The organism is Consotaella salsifontis, from assembly GCF_900167365.1.
Taxonomy (GTDB): domain Bacteria; phylum Pseudomonadota; class Alphaproteobacteria; order Rhizobiales; family Rhizobiaceae; genus Consotaella; species Consotaella salsifontis.
The window spans coordinates 51,680-72,666 of the sequence record NZ_FUXL01000011.1; the positions used below are offsets into that span (position 1 = coordinate 51,680).

At 67.5% G+C, this 20,987-nt stretch carries 17 protein-coding genes and 1 riboswitch; of the genes, 10 read left to right on the forward strand and 7 right to left on the reverse strand.

All coding sequences use genetic code 11. From position 1 onward, the window contains the following. Positions 1–48: 48 nt before the first annotated feature. The 4 genes from urtB to urtE all read left to right on the forward strand — a co-directional run bounded on the left by urtB (position 49) and on the right by urtE (position 4,600). On the forward strand, positions 49–1,668 hold the full coding sequence (gene urtB / locus B5D38_RS15350; protein WP_078709393.1) for an urea ABC transporter permease subunit UrtB: 1,620 nt from the start codon (positions 49–51) through the stop codon (positions 1,666–1,668). Continuing rightward, on the forward strand, positions 1,665–2,825 hold the full coding sequence (gene urtC, locus B5D38_RS15355; protein WP_078709318.1) for an urea ABC transporter permease subunit UrtC: 1,161 nt from the start codon (positions 1,665–1,667) through the stop codon (positions 2,823–2,825). Before urtB ends, urtC begins: the two co-directional genes overlap by 4 nt. A 4-nt stretch (positions 2,826–2,829) precedes the next feature. Continuing rightward, on the forward strand, positions 2,830–3,693 hold the full coding sequence (gene urtD, locus B5D38_RS15360; protein ID WP_245319264.1) for an urea ABC transporter ATP-binding protein UrtD: 864 nt from the start codon (positions 2,830–2,832) through the stop codon (positions 3,691–3,693). A 211-nt stretch (positions 3,694–3,904) separates the two neighbouring features. Then, a complete protein-coding gene (gene urtE / locus B5D38_RS15365; protein ID WP_078709319.1) occupies positions 3,905–4,600 on the forward strand; it encodes an urea ABC transporter ATP-binding subunit UrtE in 696 nt (231 codons plus the stop codon). 6 nt (positions 4,601–4,606) lie between these two features. Here urtE and B5D38_RS15370 read toward each other — a convergent pair whose 3' ends face one another. The 7 genes from B5D38_RS15370 to B5D38_RS15400 all read right to left on the reverse strand — a co-directional run bounded on the left by B5D38_RS15370 (position 4,607) and on the right by B5D38_RS15400 (position 14,421). Further along, the gene (locus tag B5D38_RS15370) at positions 4,607–6,064 is read right to left on the reverse strand and encodes a cobyric acid synthase (RefSeq protein ID WP_078709320.1); all 1,458 of its coding nucleotides are present in this window, start codon (positions 6,062–6,064) and stop codon (positions 4,607–4,609) included. A gap of 14 nt (positions 6,065–6,078) precedes the next feature. Then, entirely contained in the window at positions 6,079–6,708 is a 630-nt protein-coding gene (cobO, locus tag B5D38_RS15375) for a cob(I)yrinic acid a,c-diamide adenosyltransferase (protein ID WP_078709321.1), read from the reverse strand. Beyond that, positions 6,705–10,469 (reverse strand): cobaltochelatase subunit CobN, encoded by a 3,765-nt coding sequence (cobN, locus tag B5D38_RS15380; RefSeq protein ID WP_078709322.1) that lies wholly within the window; start codon positions 10,467–10,469, stop codon positions 6,705–6,707. Before cobN ends, cobO begins: the two co-directional genes overlap by 4 nt. An 8-nt stretch (positions 10,470–10,477) precedes the next feature. Next, positions 10,478–11,551, reverse strand: coding sequence for a cobalamin biosynthesis protein CobW (gene cobW, locus B5D38_RS15385; RefSeq protein WP_078709323.1), 1,074 nt, complete (start codon positions 11,549–11,551; stop codon positions 10,478–10,480). 2 nt (positions 11,552–11,553) lie between these two features. Next, positions 11,554–12,084: a bifunctional adenosylcobinamide kinase/adenosylcobinamide-phosphate guanylyltransferase gene (cobU, locus tag B5D38_RS15390; protein WP_078709324.1), complete on the reverse strand. Its 531-nt coding sequence runs from the start codon at positions 12,082–12,084 to the stop codon at positions 11,554–11,556. 114 nt (positions 12,085–12,198) lie between these two features. After that, a riboswitch (cobalamin riboswitch) is annotated at positions 12,199–12,454 on the reverse strand. 63 nt (positions 12,455–12,517) lie between these two features. Next, positions 12,518–14,062 (reverse strand): siroheme synthase CysG, encoded by a 1,545-nt coding sequence (gene cysG / locus B5D38_RS15395; protein ID WP_078709325.1) that lies wholly within the window; start codon positions 14,060–14,062, stop codon positions 12,518–12,520. Between the two features lie 47 nt (positions 14,063–14,109). Further along, positions 14,110–14,421: an MTH1187 family thiamine-binding protein gene (locus B5D38_RS15400; protein WP_078709326.1), complete on the reverse strand. Its 312-nt coding sequence runs from the start codon at positions 14,419–14,421 to the stop codon at positions 14,110–14,112. A gap of 335 nt (positions 14,422–14,756) precedes the next feature. Here B5D38_RS15400 and B5D38_RS15405 point away from each other — a divergent pair, with 335 nt between their 5' ends. From B5D38_RS15405 to cobM, 6 genes are read left to right on the forward strand one after another with little or no spacing between them, the layout of a single operon-like run. Continuing rightward, a complete protein-coding gene (locus B5D38_RS15405; RefSeq protein ID WP_078709327.1) occupies positions 14,757–15,830 on the forward strand; it encodes a sirohydrochlorin chelatase in 1,074 nt (357 codons plus the stop codon). Further along, positions 15,827–16,501 carry a precorrin-8X methylmutase gene (locus B5D38_RS15410; protein ID WP_078709328.1) on the forward strand — a complete coding sequence of 225 codons (675 nt, stop codon included), beginning with the start codon at positions 15,827–15,829 and terminating at the stop codon, positions 16,499–16,501. Before B5D38_RS15405 ends, B5D38_RS15410 begins: the two co-directional genes overlap by 4 nt. Beyond that, on the forward strand, positions 16,498–17,712 hold the full coding sequence (cbiE, locus tag B5D38_RS15415) for a precorrin-6y C5,15-methyltransferase (decarboxylating) subunit CbiE (RefSeq protein ID WP_078709329.1): 1,215 nt from the start codon (positions 16,498–16,500) through the stop codon (positions 17,710–17,712). The genes B5D38_RS15410 and cbiE overlap by 4 nt, the downstream gene beginning before the upstream one ends. Then, entirely contained in the window at positions 17,709–18,401 is a 693-nt protein-coding gene (gene cobI / locus B5D38_RS15420; RefSeq protein ID WP_078709330.1) for a precorrin-2 C(20)-methyltransferase, read from the forward strand. The genes cbiE and cobI overlap by 4 nt, the downstream gene beginning before the upstream one ends. Further along, complete coding sequence (gene cobJ / locus B5D38_RS15425) at positions 18,398–20,209, forward strand: precorrin-3B C(17)-methyltransferase (RefSeq protein WP_078709331.1); 1,812 nt, start codon at positions 18,398–18,400, stop codon at positions 20,207–20,209. Before cobI ends, cobJ begins: the two co-directional genes overlap by 4 nt. Then, a complete protein-coding gene (gene cobM, locus B5D38_RS15430) occupies positions 20,206–20,976 on the forward strand; it encodes a precorrin-4 C(11)-methyltransferase (protein ID WP_078709332.1) in 771 nt (256 codons plus the stop codon). Before cobJ ends, cobM begins: the two co-directional genes overlap by 4 nt. Positions 20,977–20,987 lie beyond the last annotated feature (11 nt).

The window sequence follows — 20,987 nt, forward strand, 5'->3', positions numbered from 1 at the left end:
CGGCCGCCCTTGACTGTCCCTCGATGATCAGGACGCTCGATGCGCTGCATGCTCAAGAGGCTCTCGCTTCTCTGGCTTCTCATTCTCGCAGGTCTTGCCGCTGCGCCGGTCTGGGCCGCCGAGGGCGATGCGGCTGCCATCGTTCAGTCGTTCGGCGGCAAGCAGGGCTATGACGAGACGGAGACGCACATCAAGGAGGCGGCGGCGACCGGCGATCCGGCCGTGGCGCCGGCCTTGCGGGCGCTGCGCGACGGCAACCTCTACTGGCGCAAGAGCGATGAGGCCGTCTTCATCGCCACGGAGAGCGGCGACACGCTGAAACTCGCCGATCCCATGACCGGTGCCGATGCCGGCACCGCGCCCAAGGACGACTTCACGAAAGTTCGCGTCAAGAATTCCATCCGCGTCGCGGTGACGGCGGCGCTCGGCTCTCTCACCTTGCGCGCCGAAAACGCAGTCCAGCGCCTTCGCGCCGCCGATACGCTCTTTTCAGAAGCCGACCCCGAGATGATCGAGCCGCTCGACGGGGCAATCGCCGCCGAGACGGACGCGACCGTCAAGGCGCGCATGGAAGAGGCGCGCGCCGCCGCCGTGCTCGAGTCCGACCGGCCGGCAGAAGAGAAGGCGGCGGCCGCCAAGGTGCTCGAACAGCGCGGCGACCGCGAGGCGCTGAACAAGCTTGCGACCTTCGCTTCCTCGACCAAGGACGAGGCGGCGCGCGGCGCCGCCGAGCGCGCAATCGCCGCCATCGAGAGCAACATCGCCTTCTGGGGCCAGGCGCAGAATGTCTGGTACGGCCTGTCGCTCGGCTCCGTCCTGCTTCTCGCCGCCATCGGCCTTGCCATCACCTTCGGCGTCATGGGCGTCATCAACATGGCCCACGGGGAGATGGTGATGCTCGGCGCCTATACGACCTTCGTCGTCCAGGAGCAGATCCGCCAATCGGCGCCGTTCCTGTTCGAGTGGTCGCTTGCCATCGCCATTCCGCTCGCCTTTCTGGTGTCGGCGGCGGTGGGCCTCGTGCTGGAGAGGTCCCTCATTCGCTTCCTCTATGGCCGCCCGCTGGAAACGCTGCTCGCCACCTTCGGCGTCTCCCTCGTTCTCCAGCAGGCGGTGCGCAGCATCTTCGGCCCTACCAACCGGCAGGTGGGCAATCCCGACTGGATGTCCGGCGCCTTCGATGTCGGCATGATGTCGGTCACGTGGAACCGGCTGTGGATCATCGTCTTCGCGCTTCTCGTCTTCGCCGCGCTGCTCCTGGTGCTCAACAAGACGCCGCTCGGCCTCCAGATGCGCGCCGTGACGCAGAACCGGAAAATGGCCTCGGCCATGGGCATCCGGACGCCCTGGATCGACGCGATGACGTTCGCCTTGGGCTCGGGCATCGCCGGGATGGCGGGCGTCGCGCTCTCCCAGATCGACAACGTCTCGCCCAATCTCGGCCAGGGCTACATCATCGATAGCTTCATGGTGGTGGTGTTCGGCGGCGTCGGCAATCTCTGGGGAACGCTGGTCGGCGCCATGACGCTCGGCATCCTCAACAAGCTTCTCGAACCCTTCGCCGGCGCCGTGCTCGGCAAGATCGTGGTGCTCGTCCTCATCATTCTCTTCATTCAGAAGCGGCCGCGCGGGCTCTTTGCCCAAAAGGGAAGGTTCGTCGACGCATGATCCTCGCGCGCTTCCTCGGACCCCGCGTCATCGTGCTGGTGGCCGTGCTTCTCGCCGCCGCGGTTCTGGTGCCGGCGGCGACGCTGGCTCTGCCCGCCTCCAGCCCGTTCCATATCCCGGCCTATCTGGTACCGCTCATCGGCAAATATGTCTGCTACGCGCTGCTTGCCCTCGCGCTCGACCTCGTCTGGGGCTACGTCGGCATCCTGTCGCTCGGCCATGGCGCCTTCTTCGCCCTCGGTGGCTACGCCATGGGCATGTACCTGATGCGCCAGATCGGCAGCCGCGGCGTCTACGGCAATCCGATCCTCCCCGACTTCATGGTGTTTCTCAACTGGAAGGAGCTGCCCTGGTACTGGACCGGCTTCGGAGAGTTCTGGTTCGCCGCGATCATGGTGGTGTTGGTGCCGGGGCTGCTCGCCTTCGTCTTCGGCTTCTTCGCCTTCCGGTCCCGCGTCACCGGCGTTTATCTGTCCATCATCACTCAGGCGATGACCTACGCGCTGCTCCTTGCCTTCTTCCGCAATGACATGGGCTTCGGCGGCAACAACGGCCTCACCGACTTCAAGGATATCCTCGGCTTTCCGATCCAGGCGGAGACGACGCGGGCTGGGCTTTTCGCCGCGAGCTGCGTCGCACTCGCCCTTGGGGTCTTGGTGGTGGGCGCGATCACGCGCTCCAAGCTCGGCAAGCTGATGGTGGCGGTGCGCGACGCTGAGAGCCGGACACGCTTCATCGGCTGGCGGCCGGAATATGTGAAGCTCTTCGCCTTCACCGTCTCGGCGGTGATGGCGGGCATCGCCGGCGCGCTTTACGTGCCGCAGGTCGGCATCATCAACCCCGGCGAGTTTGCCCCCGTCAATTCCATCGAGATCGTCATCTGGGCGGCGGTCGGTGGGCGCGGAACGCTGCTCGGGCCGGTCATTGGCGCTCTCTTGGTCAATTACGGCAAGAGCGTCTTCACCGGATTGGCGCCCGAATACTGGCTCTTCGTTCTCGGCGGCCTCTTCGTTCTTGTCACGCTCTTCCTGCCGCGCGGCATCGTCGGCACGATCGACCATGGCTGGAGCGCCTTAAGGGAGCGCCGGCGCGCGGCGCGCGCCGAGAAGGGCGAGAGCATGGGAGAGGGCGGCGTGTCCTCGCAGGCGGCGGAGTAGCGCGATGATGACCATGGATCAGGGCGCCGCGCCGCAGACCGAGGGCGGCGAGTTCGTCGTCTCGCCGCACCCTTACGCGACACAGCTTCGGACCGAGCGACTGGCACGCGAGGCGGCCCTCGGATCGCGGCGCGAGACGCTGCTCTACCTCAACGGCGTCAACAAGACCTTCGACGGCTTCAAGGCGATCAACAACCTGTCGCTGGTGCTGGAGCGCGGCGAGATGCGCGCCATCATCGGCCCCAATGGCGCCGGCAAGACGACGATGATGGACATCATCACCGGCAAGACGCGGCCCGATGCGGGCGAGGTCTATTTTCGCGGCGAGGTGGACCTGACCAAACACGACGAACCGGCCATTGCCTCCATGGGCATCGGCCGCAAGTTCCAGAAGCCGACGGTGTTCGAGAGCCATACGGTGGAGGACAATCTCGCGCTGTCGCTCTCCGGCTCGCGCTCCGTCCTGACGGCGCTGCTCCATAAGAAGAGCGCGGCGGACGCGGGAAAGATCGACGAGATTCTTGCCACAACCCGTCTCACCGATAAGCGCAAGCGCCTCGCCTCGGGCCTCAGTCATGGCCAGAAGCAGTGGCTGGAGATCGGCATGCTGCTCGCCCAGGACCCGGAGCTTCTTCTCGTCGACGAGCCGGTGGCGGGCATGACCGACGCGGAAACCGAGGAGACGGCGCGGCTTCTTCGCGACATCGCTCAAAAGCACTCCGTCATCGTCGTTGAGCACGACATGCATTTCGTCCGCGAACTCGGCGTCAAGGTGACGTGCCTGCATGAAGGCTCGGTGCTGTCGGAAGGCTCCATCGACCACGTCTCGCGCGACCCCCGCGTGATCGAAGTCTATCTCGGCCGATGAAGGCGCTTGAGGCGATAATGACCGTGCCTTCCCTGAATCGGCGTCATCCTCGGCCCATAGGGCCGGGGATCCATGCCCCGGCGTCAAAGCCGCCTTGCCTGCGACGACGAGGCTACGTCATCGTTGTGGCATGGATCCCCGCGCTCCGCGCGAGGATGACGTCGGTGGATTACGAGCGGAACCGTCTCTTCTCTCGATCGCGAGTGGGCCCATGCTGACCGTCTCCAATGTCGACCTCTTCTATGGCGCGGCGCAGGCGCTGCGGAATGTCTCGATGACAGTGCCCGAGGGGCAGATCACCTGTGTGCTGGGCCGCAACGGCGTCGGCAAGACGAGCCTGCTCTCGGCCATCGTCGGCCAGCAGGCGGTGAAATCAGGCGAGATCGCGCTGGATGGCAAGGCGATGGGGCGCGAGCCGCCTTATGCTCGTGCGCGGCGTGGCATCGGCTTCGTTCCCCAGGGGCGCGAGATCTTCCCGCTTCTGACCGTGAAGGAAAATCTCGAAACAGGCTATGCGCCGGTCAAGGGCGCCGAGCGCTCCATTCCGGCCCATGTCTTCGAGCTGTTCCCTGTGCTGAAATCCATGCTGTCGCGGCGCGGCGGCGACCTTTCCGGTGGTCAGCAACAGCAACTTGCCATCGGCCGCGCGCTGGTGACGCGCCCGCGCCTTCTCGTGCTGGACGAGCCGACGGAGGGCATTCAGCCCTCGATCATCAAGGATATTGGCCGCGCCATCCGGTTCCTGAAGGAGCAGTCCGGGCTGACGATCCTCCTGGTGGAGCAGTACCTCGATTTCTGTCGCGAGCTCGCCGACAAGGTCTACATCATGGATCGCGGCGAAATCGTCTTTACCGGGGTGGCCGAGGACCTCGACCGCGAGGAGGTGCGCCGGCACCTCACGGTATGAGCGGCTTTATCGGGACTCTGCGATCTTAACGAGCGCCTCGATATCGATATGGCGCTCCAGCTCTTCCGCGAGCTCATCGAGAGCCGCCTCTACGCCTTCCTCGAACGAACCGGCGCCAGCTTCAACGCCAAGGCGCGCGAGGAAGCGCCGACGCCAGCCATCGGCCGCGAAGAGGCCGTGGAGGTACGTGCCGATGACGCGCCCGTCCGCGCTGACGGCTCCCTCGGGCCGACCATCCATGAAGGCGAAGGGACGGGCGCGGCCAGGGCCGTCCGTGCGGCCCATATGGATTTCGTAGCCGGTGAGCGGGTGGCCCTCAGCGCTGAACGCGCGGCTCGCCCGAACGGTCTTCTCGCCCTCCATCACTGTCTCGACGTCGAGAAGCCCCAGCCCCTGGGCCTCCGGCACGTCCCCCTCGATGCCGACCGGATCGCGAACAATGCGCCCCAGCATCTGGTAGCCGCCGCACAGGCCGACGACATGGCCGCCGCGCGCGACATGGGCGTGGATATCCACGTCCCAACCCTGGGCGCGCAGGAACAGAAGATCGGCGATGGTCGACTTCGAGCCGGGGATAACCACGAGCCCCGCCTCTCGCGGTAGTCGCTCTCCGGGCGGCACGAAGACGACTTCGACCTCAGGCTCTGCGACGAGGGGATCGAGATCGTCGAAATTGGCGAGGCGCGGCAGCCTCGGCACCGCGACGACGAGCGCCTTGCCCTGGCGCGCGGCGGGGCGATCCAGCGCGACGGAATCCTCGGCCGGCAGACGCGCGACGGCAGGAATGTGCGGAACGACGCCGAAGGAGCGCCAGCCGGTGAAGCGCGTGATGGCGGCAAGGCCATCCTCGAACAGTGAAACGTCGCCGCGAAACTTGTTGATGAGGAAGCCCGCCACCATTTCCCGGTCCTCCTCGGGCAGGATGGCATGGGTGCCGACGAGCGAGGCTATGACCCCGCCACGATCGATATCCCCGACGAGGATAACCGGCACATCGGCGGCGCGCGCGAAGCCCATATTGGCGATGTCGCCGGCGCGAAGGTTGATCTCGGCCGGCGAGCCGGCGCCCTCGACGATGACGAGATCCGCCTCGCTTGCGAGACGCCCGAAGCTCTCGAGAACAGCGGGCAGAAATGTCTCCTTGAGGCGCTGATAGTCCCGTCCCTTGGCGGTGCCGGCGACGCGGCCGCGAAGAACCACTTGGCTGCCGGTTTCCGACTGCGGCTTGAGCAGCACGGGGTTCATGTCCACGGTCGGCGCCACGCCGCAGGCGAGCGCCTGCAGCCACTGGGCGCGGCCGATCTCGCCTATTTCCTCAGAGCCGGGGATGGCCGCCACCGCTGCGTTGTTCGACATGTTCTGCGGCTTGAACGGGCGCACCCTTAGCCCGCGCCGGGTGAACAGGCGGCAGAGGCCGGCGGCAAGAATGCTCTTGCCGACGTCCGAGCCTGTGCCCTGGAGCATGAGGGCGGGCGTTCTTACCACTCGATGCCCTTTTGCGCCTTCACGCCGGAGCGGAAGGGATGCTTGATCATCGTCATCTCGGTGACGAGGTCTGCGGCCTCGATCAACTCGTCCTTGGCGTTGCGCCCGGTGATGACGACGTGCTTCATCTCCGGCTTCTTCGCGAGCGCCTCCAGCACCTCTGCGATATCGAGATAGTCGTAGCGCAGCACGATGTTGAGTTCGTCGAGGACCACCATGTCATGGGTCTCGTCCATGATCAGCGCCTTGGCGCGCTCCCAGGCTGCCTTGGCGGCGGCGATGTCGCGCTGGCGGTCCTGCGTTTCCCAGGTGAAGCCGTCGCCCATCGCCGAGATCGTCACCTCGTCCGAAAAGCGCTCCAGCGCCTTTCGCTCACCCGTCTCCCACTTGCCCTTGACGAACTGGACGATGGCGACCTTCATGCCGTTGCCGAGCGCGCGGAAGACGAGCCCGAAAGCGGCCGTCGATTTGCCCTTGCCCTTGCCGGTATGGACGATGAGAAGGCCCTTCTCGATGGTCTTGGTGGCGAGGATCTTGTCGCGGGCCTGCTTCTTCTTCGCCATCTTCTCGGCGTGGCGGGCGTTGAGTTCGTCTTCGGTAAGAGGCGGCTTTCCCTCGCTCATCGTTCCTCCTTGGCGCCCAGCGCCTTGTCTTCGTGTCGGTTGGGGCGGGGCACGGCGCGCCAGTCGCGGCCCTTGAGCTCCGCCAGGACGGAGTTCGAACGCGGCGACCAGAGCCCGCGTTCAATTGCTTCGGCCAGACGATCACGCATTTCCTCGAACGCCGCCGGATTGTTCTCCATGAGGAAGTCGCGAACGCCGTCGTCAAGCAGATAAGCCCGATAGACAGCCTCGAAATGATGATCGGAGACGGCGCCCGTCGTCGCGGCGAAGGCGAACATATAGTCCACCGTTGCGGTCATTTCGAAGGCGCCCTTGTAGCCGTGGCGCATGACGCCGGCGATCCATTTCGGATTGACCACGCGCGCCCGAACCACGCGGCCGATCTCTTCCTCCAGCGTTCGCACCACGGGGCGCTCGGGCCGCGAATGGTCGTTGTGGTAGATTTTTGGCTGCGTGCCGGAGACGTGGGCGACGGCCGCCGTCATCCCTCCCTCGAACTGGTAGTAGTCGTCGGAATCGAGGAGGTCGTGCTCGCGGTTGTCCTGGTTCTGGACGACGGCCTCGATGCCGCCGATCCGGGTCTCGAACGTCTCGCGGTCGGCTTCTCCCTCGGCCTCGGCGCCATAGGCGTAGGAGCCCCAGACGAGATAGGCCTCGGCGAGATCGGCGGTGCTCTCCCAGCCTTTCTCGTCGATCAGTGCCTGAAGTCCAGCGCCGTAGGCCCCGGGCTTTGAGCCGAAGACACGGAAGCCGGCGCGCCTTTCGGCCTCCGCCTCGCTGGCGCCCTTGGCCTGAAGCTCCTTCGCCTCCGCCCGCATCCGGACCGCGATGGGGTTGTCCGCCGCGTCCTCCTCCAGGGCGCCGACGGCGCGGGCGGCGCGATCGAAGAGGGCGACCTGGTCGGGAAAGGCGTCGCGGAAGAAGCCGGAGACGCGCAGCGTCACGTCGACGCGCGGCCGGCCAAGCGCCGCGAGGGGCACGATCTCGAAGCCGGTGACGCGGCGCGAGGCGGAATCCCAGGTCGGTTTGACGCCGATCAGCGCCAGGGCCTGCGCGATGTCGTCGCCGCCTGTGCGCATGTTGGAGGTGCCCCAGACGGTCAGGCCGATGGAGGTCGGCCATTCGCCATGGTCCTGAAGATGACGGCGTACGAGGAGTTCGGCCGACTTCTTGCCAAGGGTGAAGGCGGCGGGCGTCGGCACGGCGCGGGTGTCGACCGAATAGAAGTTTCGCCCCGTCGGCAGCACGTCCGGGCGCCCGCGCGTAGGCGCGCCGGACGGACCCGGCGGCACGAAACGACCGGAAAGACCGGTCAGAAGGCCCTCAATCTCGGCCGGACCGGAGCCGGTGACGGCGGGCTTCAGCCTCGTCTCGATCTCCTCCAGCACCGCAGCTGTGGATGACCAGTGGATATCCGCTTTCGTCTCGCCGCTGACGAGGCTCGTGGCCAGCAGCTCGATGCGTTCCACCGTGTCGCCATGGGTGCGCCAAGGGGCTGTGGAAAGACTGTGGAGAACGTGGGGACGAGCGCCGCCCCACGGCGCCGCCATGTCGCAGTCGAGCGGGTCGAAGGAAAGCCCCAGATCGCTCGCGATCGCCCGGTGCAGCGAGCCGTTCCCCGCCTCGCTTCCACGCGGCAGGCGGGCGAGGGCGGTGACGAGGTCCGCGAGCAGCCTGCCCTCGGGGGCGCGGCCGAAAATGTGCAGCCCGTCGCGGATCTGCATCTCCTTGAGTTCGCAGAGATAGGCGTCGAGCTTTTGAAGCGCCGTCTCCTCCTCGTCCTCCTTGACGATGCCAGCGTCATGGTCGAGCCCGATGTCGCGCACGAGGTCGAGGATCTGGTCCTTGAGAAGCGTCAGGCGGCGCGGATCGGTGCCGAGTGCCTCGTAATACTCGTCCACCAGCGCCTCGAGATCCTTCAGCGGGCCGTAGCTCTCGGCGCGGGTGAGGGGCGGGGTCAGATGGTCGATGATGACGGCGCTGGTGCGTCGCTTCGCCTGGGTGCCCTCGCCGGGATCGTTGACGATGAACGGATAGAGATTCGGGATCGGGCCGAGAATCGCCTCCGGGTAGCAGGCGGAGGAGAGCGCCAGCGCCTTGCCGGGAAGCCATTCGAGATTTCCGTGCTTGCCCATGTGGACGATGGCGTCGGCATCGAAGTTGCTGCGCAGGAAGGCATAGGCCGCGAGATAGTTGTGCGGCGTCACGAGGTCCGGCGAATGATAGCTGTCTTTCGGGTCGATGTTGTAGCCGCGCGCCGGCTGGATGCCGACGAGGACGCTGCCGAAGCGCGAGAGCGGCAGGGCGAAGGCACTCCGGTCGGCAAGGAAGAACGGATCGGCTTCGGGCTCTCCCCAGCGCTCGGTGATGGCCTGTCGCACTTCCCCCGGCAGAGCGTCGAAGAAGGCGCGATAGGCGGCAAGCGAAAACGTCTCGCGCACCTCGCGGCGACCCGTCCCCTGATTGGTGGTGCCCGCCTGGAGATGCTCGATCAGCGCATTGCCAGTCTCGGGTATCTCTCGAACGTCATAGCCCGCCGCCGCCATCGCCTTCAGCACCTCGATGGTGCCGGCCGGCGTGTCGAGCCCGACGCCATTGCCGATCCGCCCGTCGCGGTTGGGATAGTTGGCGAGAAGGACGGCGATGCGCTTGTCGCGGTTCTCCTTGCGCCGCAGGCGCGCCCAGCGCGCCGCGAGCTTGGCTGCGAAGGCCACGCGGTCCGGGACGCTGCGATGGGCGACGATATCGGTCTGGCAATCCTCGTCCCATTCGCCGGCGTTCTTGAAGGCGATGGCGCGCGACAGCACGCGCCCGTCAACCTCGGGCAGGGCGACGCTCATGGCGAGATCACGGCCCGAGAGGCCCTGGCTCGCCGCTTCCCATTGCTCCTGCGCGCCGCTCGAAAGCACCGCCTGGAGCACGAGCGCGCCGCCTTCCTCAAGGACAGTCGGCCGGCGCTCCGAACCGGGAGAGGAAACAGCGAAGCCGGTGAGGTTGATCACCACGTCGGGCGAGCGGGAGGCGAAGAGATGACGCACGGTTTCGATGGAAACCGGGTCCTTCAGCGAGGAAACGAAAACCGGGAGCGCATCCACTCCCTCGGCTTCGAGAGCCTTCGCCAGCGCCTCGACCGGCTCCGTCTGCCCGCTCTGGACCAGCGCGCGATAAAAGACGATGGCGGCGAGAGGGCGCCCTCGCCCTTCGGGGGCGCTGCCGGGGCGATCGAGCCGCCCCGCCTTCAGGAGCGGGCGCGGCTCCGCCGGCCAGTCGCCACCCTCCATGATCGCGCGGGCGGCAAGGAGAAAGTTCTCGGCGTTGTCGGTGCCGCCCTCGATGAGATAGCGCCAGAGCCGGTCGCGCTGCTCCGGCGGGAGCGTCGAGAACGGATCGAGCCCCGGATCGGGCCTGTCGTCTCCTGGCAGGGCGAGAAAGTGCGCGCCCGCCTGCCGCGCGGCGCCATGGAGCGCGTCGAGGCCGTAGGGCCAATAGGCCCGTCCGCCGAGAAGCCGGACCACGACGAGGCGCGCGCGGCGCAGGGTGCGCTCGACATAGGTGTCGACCGACATGGGGTGGGACAGGCGCAGAAGGTTCGCAAGCCGCATCTCGGGCGCCGCATTGCCAAGCCGCCGCCGCGCCGCCGCGAGCGACGCGATTTCCGTGTCGGCCGCCGAAAGCACGATGAGTGGGGCGGGCGACTGGCCGAGATCGACCGCCTCGCGCCCGTCCGCGATGGAGCCCTTTTGCGCCAGGAGGAGATGCACCGCCGCTCCTACCCTTCGGCGTTGCCGGCGATGACGGCGAGAAGCTCCTTCTCGATGGCCGTCTCGTCGAGCCCGTCATGGAGACCGATGACGACGAGGCGTGTGCCCCGCGCCTCACCGGGTGTGAAGGGTCGGTCGAAATAGGTCTCGATGCGCTGGCCGACGGCCTGAATGACAAGGCGCATCGCCTTGCCCGGCACCTCGGCGAACCCCTTGAGGCGCAGAATATCGTGCCGCTCGATGACCGCCTTCAGCGCATTTTTCAGCCCGTCCGGGTCGGCGAGAGGCCCGCCGGAAACGACGAAGCTCTCGAACTCGTCGTGGTCGTGCGCGTGCCCTTCGCCCTCGTGCTCCATCTCGTGATGCGACTTGCGGTCCGCGATCAGGTCTTCCGTCGCCGAGTTCAGGCCGAGGAGCACGTCGATGGGCAGAACGCCGCCGCGCGCCGCCACCACCTTCACCGCCGGCAGGCTCGCCTGCGCCACTTCCTCCGTCACGCGCTCCAGCGTCGTGCCGTCGATGAGATCAGCTTTGTTGAGGACGATGAGATCGGCGGCGCGGATCTGGTCCTCGAACAGCTCTTCCAGCGGATTGTCATGGTCGATGGAGGCGTCGGCGGCGCGCTCGGCGGCGATTTTCTCCTCGTCGTCGGCAAAGCGGCCTTCGGCCACCGCCGCCGCGTCGATCACCGTCACGACACCGTCGACCGTCACCTCGGCCTTGATCTCCGGCCAGTTGAAGGCGGCGACCAGCGGCTGGGGCAAGGCAAGGCCCGACGTCTCGATGACGATATGGTCCGGCCGCTCCTCGCGGGCGAGAAGCTTCGTCATCGTGGGGATGAAATCATCGGCGACCGTGCAGCAGATGCAGCCATTGGTCAGCTCGATGACGTCGTCCTCGGTGCAGGCCTCCAGGCCGCAGCCCTTCAGGATGCCTCCATCGACGCCGAGATCGCCGAATTCGTTGATGATAAGGGCGATCCTGCGCCCCTTCGCCTCGCCGAGCATATGGCGGATCAGCGTCGTCTTGCCGGCGCCGAGAAATCCGGTGACGACGGTGGTGGGGATCTTCTGTCCCAGCATGTTCAACCCTTCAGGCGAAGCGGCAGGCCTGCCGCGAGAAAATGGACTTCCGTTGCGATGGCCGCGACGGCTTGGTTGAGCCGTCCGGCGTGGTCGCGAAAGGCTCGGGCGAGGGCGTTGTCCGGCACGATGCCGAGGCCGACCTCGTTGGCGACGAGAAAAACGCGGGCTTCGCGCGGACGCGACAGCCACTCGGTCAGGCGGCGGCTCTCGGCCCCGATGTCGCGCTCAGCCAGCATGAGGTTCGTCAGCCAGAGCGTCAGACAGTCGACGAGGATCGCCATGTCGGCGGGAGCTTCCTCAAGCGCGCCGACAAGGTCGAGCGGCGCCTCGACTGTCGACCAGAGAGGGCCCCGCCGCGCGCGGTGACGCGCGATGCGCTCGCGCATCTCCTCGTCCCATATCTCGGCCGTCGCGACATAGCGTGCCGGCCGGCCGATCTCCTCGATCCGCCGTTCGGCGAAGGCGCTCTTGCCCGAACGCGCGCCGCCGAGAACCAGAACGGCTCCGGCAGGCTCCGCTTTTCCGTTCATCGAACCGTCTCAGGTACGCGGGCGATGCGGCCGTGTCGAAAGACGGTGGCGCGCGCCGGGCGGGCGCGGGCGCAATCCCAGAATCCAGTTCATCATCAACCTCCGTGACGGCCTCGCGGCCATGATCGGATGGCAGGTCTCCTGGCTCGCGGGTCGTCGGTCATCCCCCTGCCTTCCCGAAGCCTTTCGGCCTCAGTGGCGTTTCCTGTCGTCTTCGGCGCCCGGAATGGGTCCGCCGTGGAATGACAGTGGGGGAAGCCTCGCCGCTCTACAGTCGCGGGGTCGGCTGCGATCAAGGCGCAACGCGCCCTTCGCATTCCCTTTTCACCCGAACCGGAAACCGGCCGGGACCATCCGGGGCCGAAGCATAAGCACGCGGGAGGGCGTGTCAATCACAGCCGCTATAGGGGCCTTGCCGCCATGATGCGGCGGCTCATTGGATGGAAGCGTCGGCCTTCATGCGATCGGAAGGCGAGGAATCGGACGACGACGCCCGCCTTGCCGCCTGCTCAAAGACGCGGCCGATGCCGATCAGAATGGGACGGTCGAGGCCGACCGAGGCGACGACATCGGCAAGTGTGTCGAGCCGGCCGGCGGCGCGGGTCTCGTCCGGCCGGGAGACGTTGGCCGCGACTGCGACCGGCGTTTCGGGCGGCAGGCCGTGGCGGATCAGTTGCTCGGCGATCTGCCCCGCGACCCGCCCGCCCATGTAGTAGATCGTCGTGGCACAAGGGTCCGCGAGCGCCCGCCAATCGAGGTCTTCCGGCAGGCGGCCTTTCCTCGAGTGGCCGGTGACGAAGCGCAACTCCCGCGCGCAATCACGGTGAGTCAGGGATATGCCGAAGCCGGCGGCCAGCGCCGAGGCAGCCGTGATTCCCGGCACGATCCGCACCTCGATTCCCGCCGCTTCCAGCGCGGCGATTTCCTCGCCCGCCCTGCCGAATACCGAAACGTCGCCGGATTTCAGCCGCACGACATGGCGGCCCGCCTGCGCCAGCTGGATCATCAGGGCGTTGATGTCTTCCTGGCGGTGGCTCTCACGTTCCGCCCGCTTGCCGACCAACAGCCGCCGTGCCTCGCGGCGCGCCAACTCCAGAACATCGTCCGAGACGAGATCGTCGAAGAGGATGACGTCGGCCGCCTGGAGGGCGCGCACCGCCTTCAGGGTCAACAGCTCGGCTTCGCCGGGGCCAGCGCCGACCAGTGTGACGCTGCCGCCGGCGGCGGGTGAGCGGGAGAGGGCGTCGAGGAGTCGTCGGGCGTCTGTTTCATCGCCCGCGTCCGGCGTGTGCGCGCTGAAGGTGCGGTCGGCGAAGCGGTCCCAGAAGGCGGCGCGGCGTCCGCCATGGGCGAGATTCTTGAGAACGTCGGGACGCAGCTTTGCCGCAAGGCGCGCCCAGCCGGCGAGGGCAGGCGGCAGCAGCGTCTCGATCCGGCGGCGGATCGCCTGGCCGAGAATCGGGGCCGCGCCATCGGTGGAGATGCCGATCACCACCGGCGAGCGGTTGACGATCGATCCAAAGCGGAAATCACACCAGCGTGGGCGGCCGATGACGTTGACCGGCACGCCGTGGCGCCGCGATTCGGCGGCGAAGGCTTCCGCCTCGTCCTCCGAATCGGCGTCGCACACGGCAATCGCCATGCCCGCGAAGCGCTCCGCGCTCCAGCGCTCGTCGGCGTAGTCGATGCGCCCGGCGGCCGGCCCGCAGGTCAGCAGCTCGCGCGCTTCCTCCCCAAGTTCGAAAAGTGGCGCCAGGAGGAGAACATGAGCCCCCGCCGCTGCCAGCAGCTCCGCCTTCCATGCCGCCGCGGCGGTTCCCCCGGCAACGAGCGCCTCGCGTCCCGCAAGGTCGAGAAAGACCGGCAGGGTCGCGAGCGGTCCGGTCTTCGCCGGGCGCGCGGGCGCGCCATCGGCGGGAACGACGTCCAAAGCGACGGATCGGAGGGAGCGTTCGGGGGAGTCGGAAGGGTGGTTCATGATCGGCCCTAGGACGCACGTTCCGGCGGACGGCGCAAGAGCCGGCGTCAGACCGTCTTCATCTTGCGGCCGAGGAGATGCTCCACCGAGGTGATCTTGCTTTCGAGCCGGCTTTCCGTGCCCTCCCGATAGTCCACCTTCAGCGCCACCTCGACGCGTGGGCACTCCGCGCGCATCGCCTCGAAGCACTCGGTGACGACGGCCATCACTTCGTTCCACTCCCCCTCGAGGATCGTGCCCATTGGCGTCAGGCGGTAGGTGACGCCGCTCTTGTCGATGATGTCGAGGGTGCGGGCGACATAGGCGCTGAGGCTCTCCCCCTTGCTGATGGGGTACATGGCGAATTCCAGAAGGACCATCGAATGTCTCCTTTCGCTGCCATAGTGCGGCATTCCCCCGTTACCTGCAAAGCCTATCAGGCTTGCACCGGTGGAGGGGCTGTTCTATCCGGGTCATGTTGGGATTCCGACTCCTTATGCCATCCGGCATGGGTCGAGTGTCGTGACGGTGCCTGCTGGACGGGCTGAAAATGATTCCGGTGCGGTCGACCCAATCAGGGGACCAAGACGGTGCTGTCGGACGGATTGCCCGCTCAAGAGCGGCCCACATCTCTCCGGCGTGATTTGAACGCGAGAAGGCTGGGGCGGCCCATTTTGCCACTTCAGGCTTTCCGCATTGCGAGTTGGAGATGGGAATGAAGGCGCTGATGCTCTGCGGTCACGGCAGCCGCGACGAGGCGGCCGTGAGGGAGTTTGCGGTCCTGGCGGAACGGTTGCGGGATCGCCTGCCTGATTGGGCGGTGGAATACGGCTATCTGGAATTCGCCCAGCCGGTGATCCGCAACGGGCTGGACAAGCTGCGCGAGAAGGGGGCGAGGGATATTCTTGCCCTGCCGGGCATGCTCTTTGCCGCCGGCCACGCCAAGAACGACATTCCCTCCGTCCTCAACACCTATGCCGCGCAAAACGGTGTGTCGATCCGCTACGGGCGCGAGCTCGGCGTCGACCTCAAGATGATCCGCGCGGCGGGCGAGCGCATCCGCGAGTGTCTTCGGACTGCCGGATGGCGGGACGGCGAGCCGCTTCACGACAGCCTGCTCGTGGTCGTGGGGCGCGGCTCCTCCGACCCGGACGCGAATTCCAACGTCGCCAAGGTCACGCGGATGCTCTGGGAAGGGCTCGGCTTCGCCTGGGCCGAGACCGTCTATTCAGGCGTCACCTTTCCGCTGGTCAAGCCGGGGCTCGAGCATGTGGCGCGGCTCGGCTACAAGCGCGTCGTCGTCTTCCCCTATTTCCTGTTCACCGGCATCCTGGTTCGGCGCGTCTATGAGCACACCGACCGCGTCGCCGCCGAGCATCCCGACATCACCTTCCTCAAGGCCGGCTATCTCAACGACCATCCGCTGGTCATCGACACCTTCGCGGAGCGCCTCGAGGAAATCCTGGCCGGCGCCAACGTGATGAATTGCCAGATGTGCAAGTATCGCGAGCAGGTTCTCGGTTTCGAGGCGGAGGTCGGGCTGCCGCAGGAGAGCCACCACCACCATGTGGAAGGCATCGGCACCGGCGAGGCCCACCATCATCATCACAGCGATGACGGGCACACGCACCACCATCATCATCACGACGATGATCACGATCATCATCACCACGATCATGGCGAGGGGCATGACCACGATCACCACCATGATCATGGTCATGACCACCATCACCATCCCTATCCCCATGCCGACCATCCGCTGGGGCCGCGCTCGTTGACGAAGCGATGATCCCGGCCGCGCACGACGGTGGGTCGCCTCCCTTGATGGAGTATGAGCGCGACCCGGCCGCGATCTACGAGGCGAGCTTCCGCATCATCGAGGCGGAAGCCGATCTTGCTCGCGTGCCTGAAGAGGCGCGGCCGCTGGCCATTCGTCTCATCCATGCCTGCGGGATGACCGACATTACCGCCGATCTCGCCGTCTCCGCCGGGGCTGTCGAGAGAGGCATCGCGGCCCTCCGCGCCGGGGCGGCCATCTTCTGCGACGCGGAAATGGTGGCACACGGCATCATCCGGCGGCATCTGCCGGCGGGAAACGACGTCATCTGCCGGCTCAATGACGCAGGCGTCGCCGAGCGAGCGACGGCATTGCGCACGACGCGGTCGGCCGCGCAGGTCGAGCTTTGGGGAGACGATCTGGCCGGCGCCGTGATCGCCATTGGCAATGCGCCGACGGCGCTCTTCCATCTTCTGGAGCGCCTGAGGGACGGCGCGCCGCGCCCGGCGCTCATCCTCGGCTTTCCCGTGGGCTTCGTCGGCGCGGCGGAATCGAAGGCGGCGCTCGCGGGCCATTCCTTCGGCGTTCCCTTCGTCACGCTCTTCGGGCGCCGTGGCGGCAGCGCGCTCGCCGCCGCGGCCGTCAACGCGCTCTCCCTGATGGCAAAGGGCGCGGGCGCATGACGGCGTGGCTGACGATTATCGGCATCGGCGACGGCGGGCTGGAAACGCTGACGCCCGAGGCCCGGCGGTGCTTGGCGCACGCCGAAGCGATCGTTGGCGGGGCGCGGCATCTGGCGATGCTCGGGGCCGATATCCGGGGCGAGCGCATCGCCTGGGGCTCACCGCTTGCCGCCACGGTGCCGGAGATCGAGGCTCGGCGCGGCCGGCCGGTCGTCGTGCTCGCGAGCGGCGATCCCATGTGGTTCGGCGTAGGCGCGACCCTCGCCCGGCATTTCCCGATCGAGGAGATACGGGTGATCCCGGCCCCTTCCGCGTTTTCCCTGGCGGCGGCGCGGCTCGGCTGGGCGCTTCAGGATGTCTCGACGCTGACGGTTCATGGCAGGCCGCTCGATGCGGTGGATAGCGCGCTCGCTCCCGGCGCGAGGCTGCTGGTCCTTTCGGAAAATGGCGCGACGCCCGCCATGCTGGCGCGGCACTTGGCCGAGCGCGGCTTTTCCGCAAGCCGTCTGGTGGTGCTCGAGCATCTCGGCGGCGCGAAGGAGCGGGTGCGCTCGGCGCACGCGGACGATTTTTCTCTCGGCGATATCGCGGACCTCAACGTCGTCGCGATCGACTGCGCGCTGTCGTCGGGCGCTCGATGGTTCGCGCGCGGCGCGGGGCTGCCGGACGACGCCTTCGTCCACGACGGCAAGATGACCAAGCGCGTCCTTCGGGCCGTCGCTCTCGCCGCGCTCCGGCCGGCGGCGGGCGAGACGCTGTGGGACATCGGCGCCGGATGCGGCTCGATCTCGGTGGAATGGGTGCGGGGAGCGCCCGGTGCCCGCGCCTTCGCCCTGGAGCCGCGGCCGGAAAGGCGGTCGATGATCGCCGACAACGCGCGCCGCCTGCTCGCGCGTGGCATCACGATCATCGACGGCGAGGCGCCGGCGGTGCTCGCGGGCCTTCCTCGGCCGGACGCTGTTTTCATCGGCGGCGGCCTGACGAACGAAACCGTTGACGCAGCCCTGGCGGTGCTCCCCTGTGGCGGCCGGCTCGTCGCTCATGCCGTGACCTTGGAATCGGAGGCGCTGCTGCTTGCCCTTCACGCGCGGCTCGGCGGCGAGCTTTCGCGAGTATCGGTGGCGTACGCGGCGCCGGTCGGTCCCTATCGCGGCTGGAAGCCCGCGATGCCCGTCACCCATTGGTTTCTGACGAAGGAGGCGGACGCGTGAGCGGCACGCTTTACGGCCTCGGCCTCGGGCCGGGCGATCCCGAGCTTTTGACGTTGAAGGCGGCGCGGCTTCTTTCGTCGGTCCCGGTGGTGGCTTACCCTGCGCCCGACAGGGGGGAGAGCTTTGCTCGGGCCATCGTCGCTCCCCGCCTGACAGGCAAGCGCGAGATTGCCGTCGTCATCCCGATGCGGGTCGATCCCGCACCGGCGCAAGGAATCTATGAAGAGGCCGCCGAGAGGATCGCGGCCGTACTGGACAGCGGCGAGAACGTCGCCTTTCTCTGCGAGGGCGATCCGCTGTTCTACGGCACCTTCATGTATGTGCTGGAGCGTCTGCGCGACCGCTTTCCGGTCGAGATCGTGCCGGGAATTTCCTCCGTCATGGCGGGCGCCGCCGCTGCCCGGATGCCCCTTGCCTTGCGCGGCGAAACGCTGACCGTCATTTCGGCGACGCTTTCCGACGAGGAGATCGCGGCGCTGCTGGAGCACGCGACCGCCTTCGCCTTCATGAAGGTCGGCCGCCATCTGCCGAGGGTGCGCGCGCTGCTGAACCACCTCGGGCTGGCGTCCGGCTGCGTCTATCTCGAGCGCGTGACGCTGGCCGAGGAAAAGGTCGCGCCGCTCGCAGAGGCGCAAGAACCGGCACCTTATTTCTCGCTGATCCTCGGGCGACGGGAACTCAAGCGATGAAGCCCGCCATCGTCATCCTTACCGATCAGGCCATGCCGCTCGCCCGCCGCATCGCCGAAGCGACCGGCGGTGCGGTCCATGGCCTCGCCGCGCGTGTCGCCTCGCCCGACCGCGCCTTCGAGGCGGTCGGGCCGCATCTAAGGTCTCTCTTCGCCGAGAGACGCCCCATCGTCGCCCTCATGGCATCGGGGGCCGTCATCCGAATCCTCGCGCCGATGCTTGCCGACAAGCACGTGGAGCCGCCCGTTCTTGCCGTGGCCGAAGATGGCTCTGCGGTCGTGCCGCTGCTCGGTGGCCACCACGGGGCGAATGAGCTGGCGCGGCAGATCGCGGCGGCGCTCGGCGCCTTCGCAGCGGTGACGACGGCGGGCGATTTGCGCTTCGGCGTCGCGCTCGATGCGCCGCCCACCGGTTATCGCCTGGAGAACCCTGAAGACGCCAAGGGCGCAATGGCGGCGCTCGTCGCCGGGGCGAGCGCGCGCGTCGAGGGAGAGGCTCCCTGGCTCGCCGCTTCGGCGCTTCCGATCTCTGAGGACGGCGCGGTGCGTCTGGCCATCACCGCCGAGGCGCGTCCGCCGCACGAGGGCGAGCTTCTCTACCGCCCCGCGACGCTGGCGCTCGGCATCGGCGCCGAGCGGGGCGCACCGGCCGAGGAGGCGGTGACACTGGCAACGGAGGTTCTCGCCGAGGCGGGCCGCAGCCCGCTCTCGCTCGCCGGCGTCTTCTCGCTCGACCTCAAGGCGGATGAGGCGGCCGTCCATGCCGTCGCCAATCATTTTGGCGTGCCGGCCCGCTTTTTCGACGCGGCGAGGCTGGAGGTGGAGCGTGATCGCCTCGCCAACCCTTCCGACATCGTTTTTGCCGAGACGGGCTGCCATGGCGTCGCGGAGGGCGCCGCGCTTGCCGCCGCCGGGCCTGACGGGCGGCTGGTGGCTCCCAAGCGAAAGGCAAAGCGCGTCACCGCCGCGCTCGCCGAAGCGCCTTCGCCCATCGCCGCTGAAATCGGCCGGGCGCGGGGCCACCTTTTTGTAGTCGGCATTGGGCCCGGCAGCGAGGCATGGCGCTCGCCGGAGGTGAGCCGCATGCTGGAGAGGGCAAGCGACCTCGTCGGATACCGGCTTTATCTCGATCTTCTGGGGCCGCTGGCAGACGGCAAGACGCGCCATGATTTCGACCTCGGCGCGGAAGAGGCGCGGGTGCGCCACGCCATGGAACTCGCCGGGGAGGGCCGCGAGGTCGCCCTCGTCTGTTCGGGCGATGCCGGCATCTATGCGATGGCGACGCTGGTCTTCGAGCTGATCGACAAGGGCGGCGTGTCGGATGCCGCGCGGCGCATCGAGATCGCCGTCTCGCCGGGCATCTCCGCGCTTCAGGCGGCGGCGGCGCGGGCCGGCGCGCCGCTCGGCCACGACTTCTGCACCATTTCGCTCTCCGACCTCCTCACGCCATGGCCCGACATTGAGCGCCGCGTGCGCGCGGCGGCCGAAGCGGATTTCGTCATCGCCTTCTACAACCCCGTCTCCCGGCGTCGGCGCGGTCAGCTCGCCTTCGCGCGGGATGTGCTCCTCGCCCATCGCCCGCCGGAGACGCCGGTGATCCTCGCCACCAATCTCGGTCGCGAGGGCGAGCGTGTGCGCATCGTGCCGCTCGAAGCGCTGAACGTGGACGATGTCGACATGCTGACGGTGGTTGTCGTCGGCTCGTCTGAGACGCGGGTTGTCACGACGGGCGATGGACGCCGCTGGGCCTATACGCCGCGCGGCTATGCCGGCAAGGTGGGAAGCGGGATGACGGGGAAGAGCGCATGACGGTTCATTTCATCGGCGCGGGGCCGGGCGCGCCCGACCTCATCACCGTGCGCGGGCTGAGGATCATCCAATCCTGCCCCATCTGCCTCTATGCCGGCTCGCTGGTGCCGGAGGCCGTGGTGGCGGAAGCGCCGCAAGGCGCGCGCGTGATCGATACCGCGCCTCTTCACCTCGACGAGATCATCGCCGAGATGGAGGCGGCTCATGCAAAGGGCGTGGATGTTGCCCGCGTCCATTCGGGCGATCCGTCCATCTATGGCGCGATCGCCGAGCAGATGCGCCGGCTCGATGTGCTCGCCATTCCCTATGACGTCACGCCCGGCGTGCCGGCCTTTGCCGCCGCCGCTGCCGCGATGGCCAAGGAACTCACCGTGCCGGAGGTCTGCCAGACGGTGATCCTGACGCGCACGGCCATGCAATCCTCGGCGATGCCGGAGGGAGAGGAACTGTCGACGCTCGGCAGAAGCGGCGCGACGCTGGCGATCCACCTTTCGGTGCGCAACATCCGCCATATCGAGCGGGAGCTCTCGCCTCTTCCTGCCTATGGCCCGGATTGCCCCGCCGTCATTGCCTATCGCATCGGCTGGCCGGATCAGGCGCTGATCCACGCCACCCTGTCGACGCTTTACGAAAAGGCGCGGGAGGCGAAGCTGACGCGCACGGCGCTGATCTTCGTCGGCCGGGGATTGGGCGCGACCGAGTTCATCGATTCCAAGCTCTACGATGCCAGCCACGTCCATGTGCTTCGGCCCAAGCGGCGCGGCTGACGCGAAGGCCG